Here is a 17593-nt window from a genome sequence, read left to right on the forward strand (position 1 = left end):
GAGCGGCGATCCGCGCCGAGGTGGCCCGGGACGCCGACGGCGCCCCCCGGCGGAGCCGGACGGGCTCAGCCGGCTCCTGAGCAGGCGCCCGGGCCGTACGGCCTGTCCGGCTCTTGGCCCGGGCGGCCCGCGCGTGCTTCAATCACTGTGCGCGGTGGCCACTTGATGGGTGGGCTCCAGGAGGGCGTGTGGCGATGCCGCATGCGTTCTTCTCGTACGACAGCCCCTGACGGCGCGACCTTCCCCGGAAGGCGTGCCCGCCCACCAAGAGGAGAACTTCAGTGCAATCCCCGCGTTTGAGATCGCTGTCCCTGAGATCCGGGCGCAAACTCGCCGTGCTCGCCGCGGTGGCGGCCGTGCTCGCCGGCGTCGTCGCGGTCCTGACGCAGACCGCGGCCGAGGCGCACGGCGCCCTGCAGGCCCCGGCGAGCCGGACGTACGCGTGTTACACCGACGGCCTCACCGGCGGCCAGATCATCCCCAACAACCCCGCCTGCAAGGACGCCGTGGCGGCCGGCGGCACCCAGCCCCTCTACGACTGGTACGGCGTGCTCCGCTCCGACGGGGGCGGCCGCACCCGGGGCTTCATCCCCGACGGCCAGCTGTGCAGCGGCGGTTTCAGCAAGTACGCCGCCTATGACGCGCCCAGGACCGACTGGCCGACCACCACGCTGAAGGCGAACAGCACCTACGACTTCGTCTACGGCGCGTGGGTGCCGCACCCCGGCGGCTTCAAGCTCTACGTCACCAAGGACGGCTGGAACCCGACCAAGCCGCTGACGTGGGCGGACATGGAGGAGCAGCCGTTCCTCACGGTCGACCCCGAGCCCGCGGTCAGCAACGGCGCCTACCGCTTCTCCGGCAGGCTGCCCGACAAGAGCGGCCGGCACATCATCTACGCCGTCTGGTTCCGGTCCGACAGCCAGGAGACCTTCTACGGCTGCTCGGACGTGAACTTCCTCCGCGACGGCGCCTCGCCCAGCCCTTCGCCGAGCCCTTCGCCGAGCCCCACGCCCGCCACGAACGACCCGTCGCCGTCCCCCTCGCCCTCCCCGACGCCGGCGAACCCGGCGTGCACGGCCACGGTGAAGCTGACCAACACCTGGCAGGGCGGCTTCCAGGGCGAGGTCACGATCAAGAACACCGGGACGAGTCCGCTCAACGACTGGTACGTCCAGTGGGCGATGCCCCTGGGCACGACGCTCACGCAGGCGTGGAACGGGACGTCCATGCAGAGCGGGCCGTTCATGATGATCCACGCGCCGGAGTGGAACAAGACGCTGGCCCCCGGAGCCTCGGCCACGGCCGGCTTCCTCGGCAGCGGCTCGGCCACCCCGTCGATCAGCGACATCAGCTGCGGCTGACGGCTTCCCGCGCCGCCGGGCGGACGGGCGCCGCCTGATCCGCCCGGCACTCGCCGGGGGCTTCGCGCCCTGGTGCCGGGGGAGACGCCCGGGGAGGCCGTCGCGGCGGCTCCCCGGGCGTTGCGCGATGGGTGGGCGGAGGAGGATCCGCCTCTCGTACCCGCGGTGCGATAGCCACTGTGGGTGTGGCCTCACCTCCCTGAGGATGGTGGGAGCGCTCCCAGCTGGCCCGGACCCTAATCGGCCGAAACGCATCGGACCAGCGGACCCGCTCCGGCGTGCCCTGTCCGCCCAGTTCGGGGGCCGCCGCGCGATGAAAGTTTCGCCGCGGGCATCCCCCGGCAGCCCGTTACGGCCGCTCGCCGGAGACGGAAGTCAGCGGGCCAGGGCGTGGTCGAGCGTCGTCTCGCGCCGGCCGAGGAACCGCGGGGAGGAGCGCAGCACCAGGCCGTCGGCCAGGCCCTTGGCCGAGGCGGGGATCTCCCTGACGGCGTAGGCCACCGTCTCCGCCGGCCAGTCGCGGCTCGAGTCGTCGCCGACCCCGAACGCGTCCAGCCCGGCCGTACGGCACAGCGCCACGGCCCGGGGGAGGTGGAACACCTGGGTCACGACGACGAGACGGGACGCGCCGAAGATCTCCTTGGCCCGCACGCAGGAGTCCCAGGTGTCGAACCCGGCGTAGTCGAGGACGATCCTGTCCGCCGGCACGCCGCCGGAGACCAGGTAGTCGCGCATGACCGAGGGCTCGTCGTAGTCCCTGCGGCTGTTGTCGCCGGACAGCAGCAGGGCCCGCACCCTGCCCGTTCGGTACAGCTCGGCCGCGATGTCGAGGCGGGCGCGCAGCATCGGGCTGGGCCGCCCGTCACGGACGCCCGCGCCCAGCACGAGCGCGGCGGGCATCGCGGGCACCTCGGCGGTCCAGCGCGTGCCCGGCTCGGCGGTCACCCGGTGGCCGGCGCTCGTCAGCCAGGCCCAGGTCGTCGGCGCCAGCGGCAGCACGCTCAGGGCGACCAGCCCCTGGAAGCCCCGGCGCAGGGCCGTACGCGACCAGGTCCAGGGGCGTAGGACGCTCACCGGGGTCAGACCCCCGCGTGGTGGAGCTCCGGCCGCTCGGGCGCGGGGGCGGGCGCGGGGCCCCGGGACCGCAGCAGGAACACGACGCGCAGCGCGCAGATCCACACGAGCGTCGCTCCCAGCACGTGCAGGAGCACCAGCGCCGCGGGGACCGCGAGGAAGTACTGCACGTAGCCGACCACGCCCTGGGAAAGCTCCACCACGAGCAGCACGAGCGCGGCGCGCCGGGCCGGGCCGGGGGAGTCGGTGACGCGCAGGGCCAGCAACAGGGCGAACGTCAGCCCGACGACGACGTAGGCGATGTCGGTGTGCAGCCGCACCACGCTCTGGATGTCGAAGCCGAAGCGGGAGGCCGCGTCGTCGCCCGAGTGCGGCCCGGTGCCGGTCACCACCACCCCGGCCAGCAGCAGCGCGAAGGCGGCCGCGGCCAGCACGTACCCCAGCGTGCGGATCTCCTTGCGGACCAGCCCCTCCGCCGGTGCGTCGCCCTCGCCCGCCCGCGCGAACAGCACGACGGCGGCGGCGATCATGCCGATGGACAGCAGGAAGTGGACGCTGACGGTCACCGGGTTGAGCATCGTGTGGACCACGAGCCCGCCCCACAGGGCCTGGACGACGACGCCGGCCGGCTGCACCAGCGCGAGCCGCAGCAGGACCGGGCCGCGCTCGCCCCGCGACAGCTTCCAGGCGGCGATCACACACGGCACCGCGACCGCGAGGACGAGGAACGCCAGCAGCCGGTTGCCGAACTCGATCGCCATGTTGAGCGGCGCGTGCGTGTCGATCCTCGCCGGCACGAAGCTGTCGGGCGTGCAGCGCGGCCAGGTCGGGCAGCCGAGTCCGGAGCCGGTGACGCGCACGGCGGCGCCGGTGACGGTGATGCCGACGTTGACCACGATCGCCGCCAGCGCCCACCGCCGCATCGACTCGTTCGTCGGGAACATGAACGAGCGGTAGAAGGCGAGCAGCGTGGCGCGGATCCGGCCGGTCGTGGGATTCACGGCATCAATCGTAGGTGGCCCTGTGGGTGGTCCCTTCTCCGGGCCGCACGCCGTCCTGCCGACTCCGCCGCCCGCGGTGATCATCTCCGCGGCCTGGCCGGGTACGATCGGCCGTACGGGACCGAGGAGGGCGGTGGCCGGTCGATGGGCGGGGCGTGGGACGGACCGGCGGGACGCACGAGCGACGACCTCCGCGCACCGGACGGAGGAACGCGGCAGAAGAACCTGCGCGAGCGGGTGGCGCAGGCGCTGCGCGACGCGGTGGTGGCCGGGGAGATGCGGCCCGGCGTCGTGTACTCGGCCCCCGCGCTGGCGGCGAGGTTCGGGGTCTCCGCCACACCGGTGCGGGAGGCCATGCTCGACCTCGCCAAGGAGGGCCTGTTCGAGGCGCTGCGCAACAAGGGCTTCCGGGTCGCGGAGGTGTCCGAGCGCGACCTCGACGAGATCGTCGAGATCAGGCGGCTGCTCGAGGTGCCCACGGTGGCCCGGCTCGCCGGGCAGGCCCCGGCGGAGGAGGCCGAGGACCTGCGCCCGATCGCCGAGGAGATCGTCTCGGCCGCGGAAAGGGGCGACCTGCTCGCCTACGTGGCCGCCGACCAGCGGTTCCACCTCGCGCTGCTGGCCCTGTCGGGCAACGTCCGGCTGGTCGAGACGGTCAGGGACCTGCGCGCCCGGGCCCGGCTCTACGGGCTGCGCGGCCTGCCCGACGCGCGGCTGCTCGCGGCCTCGGCGCGCGAGCACCTCGACCTCCTCGACGCCCTCGTACGCGGCGACGCCGCGGCGGCCGAGAGCCTGATGAACCACCACCTCCGGCACGTACGGGGGATCTGGTCGGGCGGCCCTGCCGCGGAATGAGCCGCCCGAACGGGCCGGGTCAGCCGTCGCCCCGGCGCGTGGCGCCGATGGAGGCGACGACCACGCAGCCGATCGCCGCCCACTCGCGGACCTGGAGCACCTCGCCCAGGACGAACAGGCCGACGAGGGCGGCGACGGCGGGCTCCAGGCTCATCAGGATCCCGAAGACCCGCTTGGGCATCCGGCGCAGCGCCTCGAGCTCCAGCGAGTAGGGGATGACCGAGGAGAGCAGGCCGACCCCGGCCCCGATGAGCAGGATCTCGGGCCGCAGCAGGTCGCTTCCGCCCGCGGTGACGCCGATGGGCGCGATGACGACCGTCGCCACGATCATGGCGAACGACAGCCCGCTCGCGCCGGGGAAGCGGGCCCCGGTGGCCTGGGAGAACACGATGTAGGCGGCCCAGAACGCCCCCGCCATCGCGGCGAACCCGATCCCCGCCCAGGTCGCGGTCCCCGCATCGCCCCAGGGGGCGAGCAGGACCACGCCGGCGGCGGCCAGCGCCACCCACAGCAGGTCGAGCCTGCGCCGGGAGGACACCACGGCCAGGGTGAGCGGCCCGACGAACTCGATGGACACCGCGATCCCGATCGGCAGCCGGGCGAGGGCCTCGTAGAACGACAGGTTCATCAGGCCGAGGCTGAGCCCGAAGGCGGCGCCGACGGCGAGGTCGCGCCGCGACAGCCCGCGCACCCGGGGCCGGACGACGGCCAGCAGCATGACCGCGCCGGTGGCGATGCGCAGGAACACCACGGCCGTAGGAGGCAGCTGGGTGAACAGGTTCTTGGCCAGCCCGGCGCCCACCTGGACCGACAGGACGGCCAGCAGCACCAGGCCCGGCGGCGGTATCGCGTCCGACGCGGCCCGTAGCGCCCTGCCCGGCGACGGCCTCATCCGATACGGCTCGGCCCCCGGAAGGGATTCAGCGGTCATGCCGGCGACCCCACACTGCCATTGATCACGGACAACGCCCGCAATCATATGCAGGGGTCCTCAGGCAGCGGGTACGCCCCCCTGGGTCATTCCCAGCGGAACGTGCGGGCGGCCAGGGCGAGCGCGGCCACCGTCCAGCACAGCAGCACGAGCAGCGCGCCGCCGGGGAAGCCGCCGCCGGCGCTCAGGACGGTCCGCAGGCCGGAGGTGAGCGCGCTGATCGGCAGCAGTTCGAGCACGTGCCGGACACCGGCGGGGAACCGGTCCAGCGGGAACAGCACGCCGCCGACCCCGAGCAGCACCAGGTAGACCAGGTTGGCCCCGGCCAGCGTGGCCTCCGCCCGGAGCGTGCCGGCCATGAGCAGGCCGAGGCCGCTGAATGCCGCCGTGCCCAGCAGCAGGAGCGGCACGGCCCACAGCGGCCCCCACGACGGGCCGCCGTGCGGCGACCAGCCGAGCGCCAGCGCCACCGCGACGATCACCACGACCTGCAGCGCCTCCACGGCGACGACGGCGACGGTCTTGGCCAGCAGCAGCCCGGACCGCGACAGCGGGGTCGCGCCCAGGCGTTTGAGCACGCCGTACCTCCGCTCGAAGCCGGTCGCGATCGCCTGCCCGGTGAACGCGGTCGACATGACCGCGAGCGCGAGGATGCCGGGGGCGACGAAGTCGACGCGCCGGCCGTCGCCGACGTCAAGCAACGGGGCCGTGCTGAAGCCGGCCAGCAGCAGGATCGGGATGATCATCGTGAGCAGGAGCTGCTCGCCGTTGCGCAGCATGGCCCGGATCTCCGCGCCCGCCTGGGCGAGGACCATCCGGCGCAGCGGCGCGGCCCCCGGCCGCGGCGTGAGGTCCAGCGTGGCGAACGTGGTCACCGCAGCTCCCTGCCGGTCAGTTCGAGGAAGACGTCCTCCAGCGTGCGCCGCTCGATGCGCAGATCCTCGGTGGTGACGCCCTCGGTGGCGCACCAGGCGGTGACGGTCGCGAGCAGCTGGGGGCCGACCTGCCCCTCGATGATGTAGTGCCCCGAGGGCGACTCCTTGGCGGCGCTGCCCGGCGGCAGCGCGGCCAGCAGCTCCTCCAGATCGAGCCCCGGCCGCGCGCGGAACCTGAGCTGGCGCTCGGCGCCGGTCAGCGACTCCGGCGTGCCCTCGGCCACCACCCGGCCGTGGTCGATGACCACCACGTGGTCGGAGAGCTTCTCCGCCTCGTCCATCTGGTGGGTCGTCAGCACCACCGACACCCCGGCGGCGCGCAGCGCCGTGACGAGGTCCCAGCAGGCGTGGCGCGCCTGCGGGTCGAGCCCGGCGGTCGGCTCGTCGAGGAAGACCAGTTCGGGCCGCCCGATCACCGCCGCCGCGAGCGACAGGCGCTGCTGCTGCCCGCCCGACAGCCGCCGGTACGGCGTGCGCGCGTGCCCGGCCAGGCCGAGCAGGCCGAGCAGGGCGTCCGGGTCGAGCGGATGGGCGTAGAACCGGGAGACCACCCGCAGCCACTCGCCGGCGCGGGCGGCGGGAGGCACCCCGCCCGTCTGCGGCATGATCCCCAGGCGCGGTCTGAGGGCGGGGTCGGCCGGGTCCAGGCCGAGCACGCGGACGGTCCCGCCGTCCGGCCGGCGGAAGCCCTCGCAGATCTCGATCGTGGAGGTCTTGCCGGCGCCGTTGGGCCCGAGGATCGCCGTGACGGCGCCCCGGGCGCAGGTGAGGGTCAGCCCGTCGACGGCCGTGGTGCTCCCGTACCGCTTGACCAGCCCGTCGATCTCGACCGCGGGAGCGCCGTCGTCCGCGCCGCCACGCGTGCTGTCAAGCGTGCTGTCCACCCCCGGCACTCCACCGGCCTCCCCTCACGGACCGACCGCCAGAGCCGGCCGGATGCGGGTCGTCCTGGTCAGTCGTCGACGGCATCGAGTCTAGGGAGCGGGAGGCGCGCTCTCGTCGGAGAGTGCCGTCATTCCAGACCTCCGAGGTAAAGGATGGGGAAAAGTCTCGTCGTCGCAGGTTAGGTAAGGCTTACCTGCGTGAGAAATTACATTCTCGTGGACCTCGGCTTGCGTTTGTCGGCCGGGAAGGAATTACGGCACACTGATGTTGTGAAATACGTGCAGGGGAAGCAGAACGCCGAGAAGGCCGTGGTGACGCGGCCGGTTCCGGCGACCCCTGCGTACAAGGACGTCGTGAGCAAGGACATCGGCGCCGAGCGGGGGACCCGGGCCAGGGTGGCGCGGCTCATCCTGGAGCACGGTCCGGTCACCGCCGCGGCGCTGGGCGAGCGGCTCGGCCTGACGCCGGCCGCGGTCCGCCGTCACCTCGACGCGCTGCTGGCCGAGGGCATGATAGAGCCCCGTACGGCCCGCCCGCGCGGCCAGCGGGGGCGCGGCAGGCCCGCGAAGATGTTCGCGATCACCGACGCGGGCCGCAGCGCCTTCGTCCACGCCTACGACGACCTGGCCGGCAGCGCGCTGCGCTTCCTGGCCGAGCGTCTCGGCGGCGAGGCCGTGTCGGAGTTCGCGCGGGCGCAGGTGTCCGGACTGGTCGGCCGGCTCGAAGCGCTCATGCGCGAGGTCCCGGCCGAGCAGCGGGTCCGCGTGCTGGCCGAGGCTCTGTCCACGGAGGGCTACGCGGCGTCGGCCACGGCGATTGAGCGGGGCGGGGGCAAGGGCGGCGAGCAGTTGTGCCAGCACCACTGCCCGGTCGCGCACGTCGCGGCGCAGTTCCCGCAGCTGTGCGAGGCGGAGACCGAGGCGTTCGCCCGGCTGCTGGGCACCCCGGTGCAGCGGCTGGCCACGATCGCCAACGGCGACGGGGTCTGCACCACCCATGTGAGTTCTCACGCGCTCGCCGCACGGCACGCGCGTACCGACCTATCGAGCACATCGACGAGCAAGGAGTCCGGAAGGTGACTGTCACCGACCGCCCGGAGCTGGAAGGCCTCGGGAATTACAAGTTCGGCTGGGCCGACACGGACGTGGCTGGGGCCACGGCCCGGCGTGGGCTGTCCGAAGAGGTCGTCCGCGACATCTCCGCGCTCAAGAACGAGCCGGAGTGGATGCTCGACCTGCGCCTCAAGGGCCTTCGGCTGTTCGGGAAGAAGCCGCTGCCGACCTGGGGCTCTGACCTCACGGGCATCGACTTCGACAACATCAAGTACTTCGTCCGCTCGACGGAGAAGCAGGCCGCGTCCTGGGACGAGCTGCCCGCCGACATCAAGAACACCTACGACAAGCTCGGCATCCCCGAGGCGGAGAAGCAGCGCCTCATCGCCGGCGTCGCCGCCCAGTACGAGTCCGAGGTCGTCTATCACAAGATCCGTGAGGACCTCGAGGAGAAGGGTGTCATCTTCGTCGACACCGACACCGGGCTGCGCGAGCACGAGGAGCTCTTCAAGGAGTACTTCGGCTCGGTGATCCCGGTGGGCGACAACAAGTTCGCCGCGCTCAACACGGCCGTGTGGTCGGGCGGCTCGTTCATCTACGTGCCGCCGAACGTGCACGTCGAGATCCCGCTGCAGGCCTACTTCCGGATCAACACCGAGAACATGGGCCAGTTCGAGCGGACCCTGATCATCGTGGACGAGAACTCCTACGTCCACTACGTCGAGGGCTGCACCGCGCCGATCTACTCGTCCGACTCGCTCCACTCGGCGGTCGTCGAGATCATCGTGAAGAAGGGCGCCCGCTGCCGCTACACGACGATCCAGAACTGGTCGAACAACGTCTACAACCTGGTCACCAAGCGCGCCGTGGCGTACGAGGGCGCGACCATGGAGTGGATCGACGGCAACATCGGCTCCAAGGTCACGATGAAGTACCCGGCCGTCTACCTGATGGGCGAGCACGCCAAGGGCGAGACGCTGTCGGTCGCCTTCGCCGGCGAGGGCCAGCACCAGGACGCGGGCGCCAAAATGGTGCACCTCGCGCCCAAGACGTCCTCCACGATCATCTCCAAGTCCGTGGCGCGCGGCGGCGGCCGCACGTCCTACCGCGGCCTGGTGCAGATCGACGAGGGCGCGGCCGGCTCGGCCTCGACCGTCAAGTGCGACGCGCTGCTCGTCGACCAGATCAGCCGGTCCGACACCTACCCGTACGTGGACGTCCGTGAGGACGACGTGTCGATGGGCCACGAGGCCACGGTCTCCAAGGTGTCGGAGGACCAGCTGTTCTACCTGATGAGCCGCGGCCTCGGCGAGGACGAGGCGATGGCCATGATCGTGCGCGGCTTCGTCGAGCCGATCGCCCGCGAGCTGCCCATGGAGTACGCCCTGGAGCTCAACCGCCTGATCGAGCTGCAGATGGAAGGAGCGGTCGGCTGATGGGCCTGGAGACCAAACCGCTGTCGACGCTGCACGAGAAGGCGTCGTACGACGTGGCGGACTTCCCGGTGCCGACGGGCCGCGAGGAGGAGTGGCGGTTCACGCCGCTGTCGCGGCTCAAGGGTTTGCACAACGGCACGGCCGCCGTCACCGGCGGCGTCGTGGCGGACGTCGAGGCCGCGCCCGAGGTGCGCGTCGAGACCGTCGGCCGCGACGACGCCCGGCTCGGCAAGGCCTACACGCCGGCCGACCGGGTCAGCGCGCAGGCGTACTCGTCGTTCGAGAAGGCCACCGTCGTCACGGTGCCGAAGATGACGGCCGCCTCCCGGCCCACCGTGATCACCCTGCGGGGGTCCGGGGCGGGCGCCTCGGCGTACGGGCACATCCTCGTGTCGGTGGAGCCGATGGCCGAGGCCGTGCTGGTCCTGGACCACCGCGGCAGCGCCGTCTACGCCGACAACGTCGAGTTCGACGTGGCCGAGGGCGCGACGCTCAAGGTCGTCAGCCTGCAGGACTGGGACGACGACGCCGTGCACGTCTCCCACCACCACGCGCGGCTCGGCAAGGACGCGACGTTCCGCTCGTTCGTGGTCACCCTCGGCGGCGACCTCGTACGGCTGTCGCCCTCGGTGTCGTACACCGCCCCCGGCGGCGACGCCGACCTCACCGGGCTGTACTTCGTGGACGCCGGCCAGCACCTGGAGCACCGCCTCCTGGTGGACCACAGCGTGCCGAACTGCCGCAGCAACGTGACCTACAAGGGTGCGCTGCAGGGCGACGCCGCGCACGCGGTCTGGATCGGGGACGTGATCATCCGGGCCGAGGCCGAGGGCACCGACACCTACGAGCTGAACCGGAACCTCATCCTCACCGACGGCGCCCGCGCCGACTCGGTGCCGAACCTGGAGATCCTCACCGGCGAGGTCGCGGGAGCGGGCCACGCGTCCGCGTCCGGCCGCCTCGACGACGAGCACCTGTTCTACCTGCAGGCCCGCGGCATCCCGTTCGACGAGGCGCGCCGCCTGGTCATCCACGGGTTCTTCGCCCAGCTCATCGAGCAGATCGAGGTGCCGGAGATCCGCGAGCGGGTCCTGTCGGCCGTCGAGGCGGAGCTGGCCAGATGAGCGCTGAGACCGTCCACTGGGAGAAGGTCTGCCAGGTCGGGGACATCCCCGACGGCGGCGTCCTCGGCCTGGAGGTCGGCGAGACGCCGGTCGCGCTGGTGCGGACCGGCGGCGAGGTCTTCGCCCTGCACGACGTGTGCTCCCACGCGGAGGTGCGGCTCAGCGAGGGCGAGGTCTACGACCACACCCTGGAGTGCTGGCTGCACGGCTCCTGCTTCGACCTGCGCAGCGGCAAGCCCACCGGGCCGCCCGCGACCAGGCCCGTCAACGTCTACCGTGTCAAGATCGAAGGCGACGACGTGTACGTCTCGCTCTCGAAGGAGTAAATAACTCGTGTCCACTCTTGAGATCCGTGACCTGCACGTCGCCGTGGGCGACAAGGAGATCCTGCGCGGCGTCGACCTGACGGTCCGCAGCGGCGAGACGCACGCCATCATGGGCCCGAACGGCTCGGGCAAGTCGACGCTGGCCTACGCCGTCGCCGGCCACCCGAAGTACACGATCACCTCCGGCTCCGTGCTGCTCGACGGCGAGGACCTGCTGGAGATGTCGGTGGACGAGCGCGCCCGCGCCGGCCTCTTCCTCGCCATGCAGTACCCGGTCGAGGTCCCCGGTGTCAGCGTGTCGAACTTCCTGCGCTCGGCGATCACCGCGGTCCGCGGCGAGGCGCCCAAGCTGCGCGACTTCGCCAAGGAGCTGAAGTCGGGCATGGACGCGCTGTCCATCGACCCGGCCTTCGCCCAGCGCAACACCAACGAGGGCTTCTCCGGCGGTGAGAAGAAGCGCCACGAGATCCTCCAGCTGGAGCTGCTCAAGCCCAAGATCGCCGTGCTGGACGAGACCGACTCCGGCCTCGACGTCGACGCCCTGCGTGTGGTCTCCGAGGGCATCAACCGGTTCCGCGCGAGCGGCGACACCGGCGTGCTGCTGATCACCCACTACACCCGCATCCTGCGCTACGTGAAGCCGGACTTCGTCCACGTCTTCGCCGGCGGGCGCGTGGTGGAGGAGGGCGGCCCCGAGCTGGCCGACAAGCTGGAGAACGAGGGCTACGAGGCCTACACGAAGGCGGCGTCCGCCTGATGAGTGCGCCCGGCTTCGACGTGGAGAGGATCAGGAAGGACTTCCCGGTCCTCGGCCGCGAACTTCCCGGAGGCAGGTCGCTGGTCTACCTCGACTCCGGCAACTCCTCCCAGAAGCCGACCCAGGTGATCGAGACCATGCGCGATCACCTGACCTGGCACTACGGCAACGTCGGCCGGGCGCTGCACGTGCTGGGCAGCGAGTCGACCGAGGCCTACGAGGCCGCCCGTGACAAGATCGCCGCGTTCGTGAAGGCCCCGTCGCGCGACGAGATCGTCTTCACCAAGAACGCCTCCGAGGCCCTCAACCTCGTGGCGTACGCCTTCGGCAACCCCGTCGGCGAGGACGAGCGGTTCCGGATCGGCCCCGGCGACGAGATCGTCATCTCGGAGATGGAGCACCACTCCAACATCGTGCCGTGGCAGCTGCTCGCGCAGCGGACCGGCGCGACGCTGCGCTGGTTCCCCGTGACCGACGAGGGCCGCCTCGACGTCGAGGGCCTGGAGGAGCTGGTCAACGAGCGCACGAAGATCGTGTCGATCACGCACCAGTCGAACGTGCTGGGCACGGTCAACTCGGTCTCGCCGATCCTGGCCCGCGCGCGCGAGGTCGGCGCGCTGATGATGCTCGACGCGTCGCAGTCGGTGCCCCACCAGCCGGTGGACGTGACCGAACTGGGCGTCGACTTCGTCGCGTTCACCGGCCACAAGATGGTCGGGCCGTCCGGCATCGGCGTGCTGTGGGGCCGCCGCGAGCTGCTCGACGCGATGCCGCCGTTCCTCGGCGGCGGCGAGATGATCGAGGCGGTCTGGATGGACCGCTCGACCTACGCGCCGGTGCCGCACAAGTTCGAGGCCGGAACACCGCCCATCGTCGAGGCGATCGGCCTCGGCGCCGCCGCCGACTACCTGACCGCCGTCGGCATGGACCAGATCAAGGCGCACGAGAAGGAACTCGTCGCGTACGCGCTGGAGGCGCTGCCGGAGGTCCCGGGGCTCAGGATCATCGGCCCGCGTACGCCCATCGCCCGCGGTGGCACGATCTCGTTCACCCTGGAGGGGATCCACCCCCACGACGTGGGGCAGATCCTCGACGACGTGTACGGGATCGCGGTCCGGGTAGGTCATCACTGCGCCCGGCCGCTGCACCTCAGGTTCGGAATTCCCGCGACCACACGGGCGTCTTTCTACCTGTACAACACGACGGCCGAGATCGACGCACTGGTCCGCGGCCTCCACCACGTGCAGAAGGTGTTCGGCTGAGCCATGATCGCTGAATCGATGTACCAGGAGCTGATCCTGGAGCACTACAAGCATCCCCAGGGGCGCGGCCTGCGCGACCCGTACGACGCCGAGGTGCACCACGTCAACCCGACCTGCGGCGACGAGGTGACGCTGCGGGTGAAGGTGGCCGACGGCGGCAAGGTGCTCGACGTGTCCTACGACGGTCAGGGCTGCTCCATCAGCCAGGCCGCCGCCTCGGTGCTGCACGAGCTCGCCACGGGCTCCACCGTGGAGGAGTCGCTGTCGGTCGTGGAGGAGTTCACCCGGCTCATGCAGGGCAGGGGCCAGGTGGAGCCGGACGAGGACGTGCTGGGTGACGCGGTGGCGTTCGCCGGTGTGGCGAAGTTCCCCGCCCGCGTCAAGTGCGCGCTGCTGGCCTGGATGGCCTACAAGGACGCGCTCATGAGGAGCCAGGGATGACCGGCGGCCTCCGCCGTGTTGGGAAGTACGGCGTCGCTCCGCGGGCGCCGCGAGGTGAGGAGACGACGTGAGCAAGCCGACCGAGACCCCGACGGGAACCGCGACCGAGGTCGCCCCCGGCACCTACGACGGGGAGACCAGCCTCGACGACGTGCTCGACGCGCTGAAGGACGTCGTGGACCCCGAGCTGGGGATCAACGTGGTGGACCTCGGCCTCGTGTACGGCGTCAACCTCGACCCGGCCGGCGAGGGCGAGCGCCCGATCGCCACCATCGACATGACGCTGACCAGCGCCGCCTGCCCGCTGACCGACGTGATCGAGGACCAGGCCAACTCGGCGCTCGCCGACCTGGTCTCCAACGTGGTCATCAACTGGGTCTGGCTCCCGCCGTGGGGCCCGGACAAGATCACTGAAGAGGGCCGCGACCAGCTCAGGATGCTCGGCTTCAACGTCTGATCCCGGCGGCCTCCGGCCGGAGAGAACCCGCACCGTCCCGCCGCGTCCGCACGCGGCGGGACGCGCGCTTGTCCCCCCACGCGGAGCGTGTCCCGGGCCGGGACGGCCGATGCGATGCGGGAATGCCGTACGATCGTTTTTTGCTCTTCCTTGTGCGACGTGAGTGAAAGGCGTCCGTGAGAGCCGCCCCCGGCGGTCTCCACTTCTGCGGGACGTGTGCTCACGGCATCGTGCGGGCCGCAGGCCGTCGTCATTCGGCCTGTGACGCCCGCAGGCACGGCACGCCTGCCGTGCCTGACCCGGCTCGTCCTTTCGCAGAAGTGACGCGCCCGCGTGTTCCGGCACGTCTTTCTTCGAAAGGCACGATTTCGTGACCATCTCTGCCCTCGACGAGGGCACGACCACCCCTGCCGAGTTCGGGACGCTGGGGCTGCCCAGACCGCTCGTGACAGGGCTCGCCCGGCAGGGCATCACCACGCCGTTCCCGATCCAGCGGGCGGCCATCCCCGACATCCTCGCCGGGCTCGACGTCCTCGGACGCGGCCGGACCGGTTCCGGCAAGACCCTCGCCTTCGGCCTGCCGACGCTGGCCAGGATCGCGGGGGACAAGTCGGCGCCCCGCCGGCCCCGCGCCCTCATCCTGGTGCCCACCCGCGAACTCGCCTTCCAGGTCGCCGCCACCATCGAGCCGCTCGGCCGGGGACTGTCGCTGCGCACCAGGACGGTCGTCGGCGGCATGCCGATGGGCCGCCAGATCGAGGACCTGCGCCGGGGCGTGGACGTCGTGGTCGCCACGCCCGGCCGCCTCACCGACCTGATCGAGCAGGGCGCGTGCGCGCTCGACGACGTCCAGATCACGGTCCTCGACGAGGCCGACCACATGTGCGACCTCGGTTTCCTCCCCGTGGTGAGCGCGCTGCTCGCGCGCACGCCCGCCGACGGGCAGCGCCTGCTGTTCTCCGCGACGCTCGACGGCGACGTGGACACGCTGGTCCAGCGGTTCCTGACCGACCCGGTGGTCCACTCGCTGGATCCGGCCACCTCCCCGGTCGACACGATGGAGCACCACCTGCTCCAGGTGCAGCGCGACGACAAGGCCGACGTGACGGCCGAGATCGCCAACAGGGACGGCCGTACGATCCTGTTCGTGCGCACCCAGCACGGCGTCGACCGGGTCGTCAAGCAGCTGGCCCGGGCGGGGGTCCGCGCGGGCGGCCTGCACGGCGGCAAGCGGCAGAACCAGCGCACCCGCATCCTCGACGGGTTCCGCCAGGGCAAGATCGGGGTGCTCGTGTGCACCGACGTCGCGGCGCGCGGCATCCACGTCGACGACGTGAGCCTCGTGCTGCACGTGGATCCGCCCGCCGACCACAAGAGCTACCTGCACCGGGGCGGCCGTACGGCCCGTGCGGGCGAGCGCGGCGTGGTGCTGACGCTGGTGCTGCCGAGCGAGCGTCGCTCCACCGAGTCGATGACCCGCAAGGCGGGGGTCGCCGCGTCACGGCACCGGGTGGCGCCGGGCGACCCGGTCCTGAACGAGATCGCCGGGGCCCGGCGGCCGAGCGGCGAGGCCGTGGCCGTGTGGGAGCCCGACGTGCGCGCGCCGCTGCGGCCCGGGCACGACGACAGGCAGCGGGACGACAAGCCGCGGGGCCGTCGCCGTTTCGGCGACCGCCCCCGTGGCGGCGACCGCCCCGGCGAGGGCGACGGCCGGCACAGGTGGCCCGACCAGGGTGAGCGGTCCCGGGCGCCGTGGGCCGGTGACGGACGCGGCGAGTCCCGCGGCGGGCGGGGCGGCGGTCACCACCGTGGCCGGGCCGGCGGGCAGGCCGGGTACGGCGCGGGCGAAGGCGGTCGCGGCCGCCAGTTCACCGGCCGCTGATCCCACCCCTCTTCCCACCACCGGGCCGTCCGTACGGGCGGCCCGGTGGCATGTGGGGACGATCCTTCACACGCGCTCCGTATGGCGATGACCCGGCCACCTCTTGACGCGAACTATGTAGACCGGTCTAGTGTTAGCGGTGTGATCGAAACATCAGGAGCCGGGATCGGCGGGTGGCTCGTGGAGCCGATGCCCGAGCTGATCCACGAGGGCACGGAGGTCTTGTCGTGAGCGCCGTGGACAGGCACGCGCTGGTCCTGGGCGCGACCGGCTTCGTCGGACGCCACCTGGTCCTCGCGCTCGGTCAGGCCGGCGTCCGGGTGAGCGCGGCCTGCCGCGGCCACGAGTCCTACCGGCGGCTCACCCGGTGGCTGGCCGAGCACGGGCACGACGCGGCCCCGGCCGACCTCCGGGTCGATCTCGCCGGGCCGTCGCTGATCGACGGGGAGGCCGGCGACGTGACGGAGGTCTACAACTGCGCCGGCGCCTACCGGTTCGGCATGCCGGCCGACGAGGCCCGCCGGGCCAACGTCGACAGCGTTCGCGCGGTCGTCGCCTTCGCGGCGCGGCTGCCGCGCCTGCGCCGCCTCGTCCACGTCTCGGGGTATCGCGTGGGCGGGCAGGACCCCCGTCCCTGGAGCAAGGAGCAGCGGCGGGAGGCATACCAAGCCCTCGGCGCGTACGAGGCGTCCAAGGTGGAGGCGGACGCCGTCTTCCGATTCGAGGCGGAGCGGCTGGGCGTGCCCTGGTCGGTGGTCAACCCGGCCAGCGTGATCGGTGACAGCGTCACCGGCGAGGCCGGCCAGTACCTCGGGCTCGCGTCGACCCTGCGCGACCTCTGGCAGGGCGGTCTCGCGGCGGTTCCGGGGAACGCGCGGACGTTCGTCCCGGTGGTCGCGGTCGACTACCTCGCCCGGTTCATGACCCTGCTGCCGATGGACGAGACCACCGAGCGCGCGTCCTACTGGCTGCTGGATGACGACACGCCCGCGCTGCCTGGCCTGATCGAGCTCGTCGCGGAGCACTACCGGGTCAGGGCGCCCCGCCTGAGGGTTCCGGTGCCCCTGGTGAAGCGCCTGCCCCGCAGACTCACGAAAGCCGATCCGGAGACGCTGACGTTCCTGTCGGCCGACCGCTATCCCACGGGCCCGGCGCGTGCCTTCGCGGCTCGCCACGGGCTGACCATGCCGGACACCGCCACGACGATCCGCCGCTGGGCCGACCACCTGGCGGCCGGTCGCTTCGGGGACGCCCCCGCCGGTGGCAGGCGGTTCGTCGACGCGGGCGGGGTGCGGACGTTCGAGCTCGGCGAGCAGGGCGCGCCCACGGTGGTGCTGCCGGGCCTGCCGGTCAACGCCGACACCTGGGCGGCGGTCGTCACGGCGATGGGCGACGCCCGTGCCGCCGACCTGCCGGGACTGGGGATGAGCGCGGGGGGTCGCGACGACTGGCCGGCCTGGCTGGCCGCTCTCGTGACCGGGACCGGCGCGCGTCACATCGTCGGTCACTCCATCGGCGCCGCGGCGGCGGTGGAGGCGGCGGCCGCCCATCCGGGCGCGGTGGACCGGCTCACGCTCGTGGCCCCCTTCTTCCTCCAGGCGCACTCGGCTTCCGCCCCCCGGCTTGCGGCCCGCCGGTACCTCGCCCGGGTGTCTCCTCAGGCGCTGGCCGAGCGGCTCACCGGGGACCCGGCGCGCGCGGCCGCCCTCGAATCGAGCGTGGCGGATCTGCGTCGCGGCGCGGCCGCCACCGCCGCCCGGCTCCTGGCCGCCACGGCGTCGCCGCGGTGGCGGGCGAGCCTGCGGGCCGGG

General features: G+C 72.3%; 17 protein-coding genes. 12 read left to right on the plus strand and 5 right to left on the minus strand.

Translation table 11 applies throughout. From position 1 onward, the window contains the following. The first annotated feature begins 296 nt into the window (after window positions 1-296). Entirely contained in the window at window positions 297-1364 is a 1068-nt protein-coding gene (locus AB0J39_RS29450; protein ID WP_363470477.1) for a lytic polysaccharide monooxygenase, read from the plus strand. Window positions 1365-1739: 375 nt separating this feature from the next. Here AB0J39_RS29450 and AB0J39_RS29455 read toward each other — a convergent pair whose 3' ends face one another. Both AB0J39_RS29455 and AB0J39_RS29460 read right to left on the minus strand, forming a co-directional pair. Further along, entirely contained in the window at window positions 1740-2438 is a 699-nt protein-coding gene (locus AB0J39_RS29455; protein ID WP_363470480.1) for an ElyC/SanA/YdcF family protein, read from the minus strand. 5 nt (window positions 2439-2443) lie between these two features. Beyond that, a complete protein-coding gene (locus AB0J39_RS29460; RefSeq protein ID WP_363470482.1) occupies window positions 2444-3439 on the minus strand; it encodes a COX15/CtaA family protein in 996 nt (331 codons plus the stop codon). A gap of 144 nt (window positions 3440-3583) precedes the next feature. Between AB0J39_RS29460 and AB0J39_RS29465 the strand changes: the two genes are divergently transcribed. Beyond that, entirely contained in the window at window positions 3584-4294 is a 711-nt protein-coding gene (locus AB0J39_RS29465; RefSeq protein WP_363470485.1) for a GntR family transcriptional regulator, read from the plus strand. A 19-nt stretch (window positions 4295-4313) separates the two neighbouring features. Here the strand turns inward: AB0J39_RS29465 and AB0J39_RS29470 are convergent, their stop codons facing one another. The 3 genes from AB0J39_RS29470 to AB0J39_RS29480 all read right to left on the minus strand — a co-directional run bounded on the left by AB0J39_RS29470 (window position 4314) and on the right by AB0J39_RS29480 (window position 7044). Beyond that, window positions 4314-5225 carry an EamA family transporter gene (locus AB0J39_RS29470; protein ID WP_363470487.1) on the minus strand — a complete coding sequence of 304 codons (912 nt, stop codon included), beginning with the start codon at window positions 5223-5225 and terminating at the stop codon, window positions 4314-4316. A gap of 86 nt (window positions 5226-5311) precedes the next feature. Further along, the gene (locus AB0J39_RS29475; protein ID WP_363470508.1) at window positions 5312-6040 is read right to left on the minus strand and encodes an ABC transporter permease; all 729 of its coding nucleotides are present in this window, start codon (window positions 6038-6040) and stop codon (window positions 5312-5314) included. 56 nt (window positions 6041-6096) lie between these two features. Further along, the gene (locus AB0J39_RS29480; RefSeq protein ID WP_363470490.1) at window positions 6097-7044 is read right to left on the minus strand and encodes an ABC transporter ATP-binding protein; all 948 of its coding nucleotides are present in this window, start codon (window positions 7042-7044) and stop codon (window positions 6097-6099) included. 354 nt (window positions 7045-7398) lie between these two features. Here AB0J39_RS29480 and AB0J39_RS29485 point away from each other — a divergent pair, with 354 nt between their 5' ends. From AB0J39_RS29485 to AB0J39_RS29530, 10 genes are all read left to right on the plus strand, one after another. After that, window positions 7399-8124 (plus strand): MarR family transcriptional regulator, encoded by a 726-nt coding sequence (locus tag AB0J39_RS29485; protein WP_363470510.1) that lies wholly within the window; start codon window positions 7399-7401, stop codon window positions 8122-8124. Further along, window positions 8097-9533, plus strand: a complete 1437-nt coding sequence (gene sufB / locus AB0J39_RS29490; protein ID WP_363470513.1) for a Fe-S cluster assembly protein SufB — start codon at window positions 8097-8099, stop codon at window positions 9531-9533. The genes AB0J39_RS29485 and sufB overlap by 28 nt, the downstream gene beginning before the upstream one ends. Then, window positions 9533-10657, plus strand: a complete 1125-nt coding sequence (gene sufD / locus AB0J39_RS29495; protein ID WP_363470493.1) for a Fe-S cluster assembly protein SufD — start codon at window positions 9533-9535, stop codon at window positions 10655-10657. The genes sufB and sufD overlap by 1 nt, the downstream gene beginning before the upstream one ends. After that, window positions 10654-10983, plus strand: coding sequence for a non-heme iron oxygenase ferredoxin subunit (locus AB0J39_RS29500; RefSeq protein ID WP_363470496.1), 330 nt, complete (start codon window positions 10654-10656; stop codon window positions 10981-10983). Before sufD ends, AB0J39_RS29500 begins: the two co-directional genes overlap by 4 nt. Before the next feature lie 7 nt (window positions 10984-10990). After that, the gene (sufC, locus tag AB0J39_RS29505) at window positions 10991-11740 is read left to right on the plus strand and encodes a Fe-S cluster assembly ATPase SufC (RefSeq protein ID WP_363470499.1); all 750 of its coding nucleotides are present in this window, start codon (window positions 10991-10993) and stop codon (window positions 11738-11740) included. After that, the gene (locus AB0J39_RS29510) at window positions 11740-13002 is read left to right on the plus strand and encodes a cysteine desulfurase (protein ID WP_346228944.1); all 1263 of its coding nucleotides are present in this window, start codon (window positions 11740-11742) and stop codon (window positions 13000-13002) included. The genes sufC and AB0J39_RS29510 overlap by 1 nt, the downstream gene beginning before the upstream one ends. Window positions 13003-13005: 3 nt before the next feature. Continuing rightward, window positions 13006-13443 (plus strand): Fe-S cluster assembly sulfur transfer protein SufU, encoded by a 438-nt coding sequence (gene sufU, locus AB0J39_RS29515; protein ID WP_169985945.1) that lies wholly within the window; start codon window positions 13006-13008, stop codon window positions 13441-13443. Between the two features lie 151 nt (window positions 13444-13594). Then, on the plus strand, window positions 13595-13900 hold the full coding sequence (locus tag AB0J39_RS29520; protein WP_363470516.1) for a metal-sulfur cluster assembly factor: 306 nt from the start codon (window positions 13595-13597) through the stop codon (window positions 13898-13900). A 370-nt stretch (window positions 13901-14270) separates the two neighbouring features. After that, window positions 14271-15782, plus strand: coding sequence for a DEAD/DEAH box helicase (locus AB0J39_RS29525; RefSeq protein WP_363470502.1), 1512 nt, complete (start codon window positions 14271-14273; stop codon window positions 15780-15782). 227 nt (window positions 15783-16009) lie between these two features. Continuing rightward, a partial coding sequence (locus AB0J39_RS29530; protein WP_363470505.1) for an alpha/beta fold hydrolase occupies window positions 16010-17593 on the plus strand: 1584 nt, incomplete at its 3' end.

Source organism: Microbispora sp. NPDC049633 (assembly GCF_040675265.1).
Lineage (GTDB): Bacteria > Actinomycetota > Actinomycetes > Streptosporangiales > Streptosporangiaceae > Microbispora > Microbispora maris.